Origin of the sequence: Mesorhizobium sp. M7A.T.Ca.US.000.02.2.1 (assembly GCF_003996995.1) — a bacterium.
Lineage (GTDB): Bacteria > Pseudomonadota > Alphaproteobacteria > Rhizobiales > Rhizobiaceae > Mesorhizobium.
Window position 1 is genome coordinate 1 of sequence record NZ_RZTT01000623.1, and the last position, 2,522, is coordinate 2,522.

The 2,522-nt window shown below is 62.1% G+C and carries 3 protein-coding genes and 1 pseudogene; 1 reads left to right on the forward strand and 3 read right to left on the reverse strand.

All coding sequences use genetic code 11. The features are described from left to right. Both EOD15_RS37390 and EOD15_RS32640 read right to left on the reverse strand, forming a co-directional pair. A pseudogene (locus EOD15_RS37390) lies at nucleotides 1–77 on the reverse strand (peroxiredoxin); the annotation flags it as partial. A gap of 85 nt (nucleotides 78–162) precedes the next feature. Beyond that, nucleotides 163–969, reverse strand: a complete 807-nt coding sequence (locus EOD15_RS32640; protein ID WP_127270313.1) for a protein-disulfide reductase DsbD domain-containing protein — start codon at nucleotides 967–969, stop codon at nucleotides 163–165. 170 nt (nucleotides 970–1,139) lie between these two features. Here EOD15_RS32640 and EOD15_RS32645 point away from each other — a divergent pair, with 170 nt between their 5' ends. After that, complete coding sequence (locus tag EOD15_RS32645; RefSeq protein ID WP_023808594.1) at nucleotides 1,140–1,748, forward strand: YqgE/AlgH family protein; 609 nt, start codon at nucleotides 1,140–1,142, stop codon at nucleotides 1,746–1,748. 163 nt (nucleotides 1,749–1,911) lie between these two features. On the opposite strand, the gene EOD15_RS32650 is transcribed toward EOD15_RS32645, so the two are convergent. Continuing rightward, on the reverse strand, nucleotides 1,912–2,522 hold a 611-nt coding region (locus EOD15_RS32650; RefSeq protein WP_148129765.1), incomplete at its 5' end, for an EAL domain-containing protein.

Below are 2,522 nucleotides of genomic sequence, written 5' to 3' on the forward strand. Positions count from 1 at the left end.
GTGATCGGCTTGGCGCCATCGGCGGTCATCGTCTTGAAGGTCACGTCAGGCAGCTTGTCGCCAACGGAAATGGTCATGGATTCCTCGCTTGGGAAAATGGGGAAGGACGTGTCTTTGCCTAGCGAACCCAACGGCTTCCTGCAACCGTTGGGGTGGGCTGGATCAAGGGAAAGGCAGAACCCCTTCGACCGCGCCCGCCGAACTCGTCAGCGTATAGTGAAGCCCGCCATCGGTCGGCGTCGTCGAGGGGCGATCGAGGATCGGCACGGTGAAAATCAGCTTGCCGTCTTTTTCGCTGCGGGCAGGGGTACCGAACATGTAGTCCCGCTCGCCGGCCACGAAGAAATCCGCCGCCTCCGGATCGCCGGGAAAGCTCGCCTCGACAATCAGCGTCTCGTGGTCGCCCGGCAGCACAGCGATGCCGAAATCGGACCTCGCGGGCGCTGGTAGCGCCGCGAAACTCGCCTTCACCAGCGCTGCGTCCTCGGCATTGTCCGGATCGGAGGCCGGGTCGACGGTCAGCCGCGTCTGCACCGGGATGCAGATCGTTTCGCAGATGCCGAGAAAGATGTCGGCATCGATCAACGCCGGCTGGTTCGGCGCCGCCAGCGTGAATGTCACCGGCAGAGAAACCGGATAGTTGTAGCCTGCCCATTTGCCATAGCCGTCGTCATGGCGCTGCGGCGCCGGAAACGATAGCGCTGCGTCGGCGATGTTGGTGCTGGCTGAAATGTCGAGTTGCGGTGGCACGCCCGCGTCGCCCGGATCGCGCCAATATGTCTTCCAGCCGGGCTTGAGCGCTATGTCGAGAACGCCCTGGATGCGGCCGGTGTCGTCGGCTTTGCCTGATGTCACCAGCCGGACCTTGCCGCCTTCGCTGTTGTACCACGCCGATGAGGAGGCGGCGGCGGGAAGAGCGGTTGCCGATCCGATGGCGGCGCCGAGCAGCAGGATTTTCAAGCTTCGCATGGCGGTGATTTGATCGTCCGTTCGTGGCCGCGCAATGATTTCATGGCCTTGCCGGTATCATATTTGCGTGACTTCGAGGGAGAAGAATGTTCGAGCCGCCGCAACAGGCTTTGGTCGAATCCAGCACGGCGCATCTTTTCGGCGCTTTGGAAACGCGTTACGCTCCCTTCATGGACTTGTTGCGCCACAAGAAGACGGTCGCCAGTCGCGGCTTTCTCGACGATCAGTTCCTGATTGCCATGCCCGGCATGAAGGACGACCGTTTCACGCGCTCGGTCATCTATGTCTGCGCACATTCCGATGAAGGCGCCATGGGCCTGATCATCAACCAGACGCAGCAGATGCTGTTTCCGGATCTGCTCGTGCAACTGGGCATCATGAACGAGCAGGAGGCGATCCGCTTGCCGGCGCAGGCGCGCGACTTCGTCGTGCGCAATGGCGGCCCGGTGGACCGCAGCCGGGGCTTCGTCCTGCATTCGGGAGACTATCGGGTGGAATCGTCGCTGACCGTTTCCGACGACATCTGCCTGACGGCGACCGTCGACATATTGCGCGCCATATCGTCCGGCCGCGGGCCTCGTCATGCGCTGATGGCGCTCGGCTATTCCGGCTGGGGCGCCGGCCAGCTGGAGACCGAGATCGCCGAAAATGGCTGGCTGACCTGTCCGGCCAATGCCGAGCTTCTGTTCGACACCGATATCGAGCGCAAATACGACCGGATCCTCGCCTCGATTGGTATCGACCTTGCGCATCTCAGCCTGGCGGCCGGACACGCCTAAACCCCATCAGCCTCATCGCGGAGCCCGTTTCGAAACTCGCTCTGGAGAGTCATATGGTGGTGTTTTCGAGAACCGGAGCGCAGCGGACATTCGGGTCCGTGAGCACCGGAAGCGCAGAAAACGCCGTCAGATGGCCGCCAGAGTAGAGTTTCCAAACGGGCTCTCACGCTTGCGTCAGCGGATACTGCTCTTTCAGCGTCTTCAGCACTTGGTCGCCCGGCATCGGGGCGCCGAACATGAAGCTCTGCACATATTCGCAGCCCATCTGACGCAGTTCCAGCGCATCGCTTTCGTCCGAAATGCCCTCGGCGACGACGGACAGACCGAGCTCATGCGCCATGTTGACCATCGATTTCAGCAGCACCGCGCGCTTGGGCGTGTTGTCGTCGACGAAGCTCTTGTCGATCTTGATGGTGTCGAAGGGGAAACGCGTCAGGTAGGCCAGTGAGGAGTAGCCGGTGCCGAAATCGTCCAGCGACAGGCCGATGCCGAGCTGCTTCAGCTTGGTCAGCACATGGGCGGTCTGCTCGGGATTGTCCATCACAAGCGATTCGGTGAGCTCCAGCCGGAAGCAGCGCGGCTTCAGATTGGCCCGCGCGATGACCGAGCGGACGTCACTGACCAGGTCGCGGCGGATCAACTGGCGGCTGGACAAATTGACCGAGACCGACAGCGGCGCGTCGCCGATCTGTTTTTGCCAGCTGGCGAGATCTTCCGCCGCCTGCTGCATGGCAAACAGGCCGAGCTGCACGATAAGACCGCAGCTTTCGGCTA

Excerpts from the sequence above, each read along its gene's own strand:
- EOD15_RS32640 (WP_127270313.1), bottom strand. The coding sequence starts at position 969 with ATGCGAAGCTTGAAAATCCTGCTGCTCGGCGCCGCCATCGGATCGGCA.
- EOD15_RS32645 (WP_023808594.1), top strand. The coding sequence starts at position 1,140 with ATGGACTTGTTGCGCCACAAGAAGACGGTCGCCAGTCGCGGCTTTCTC.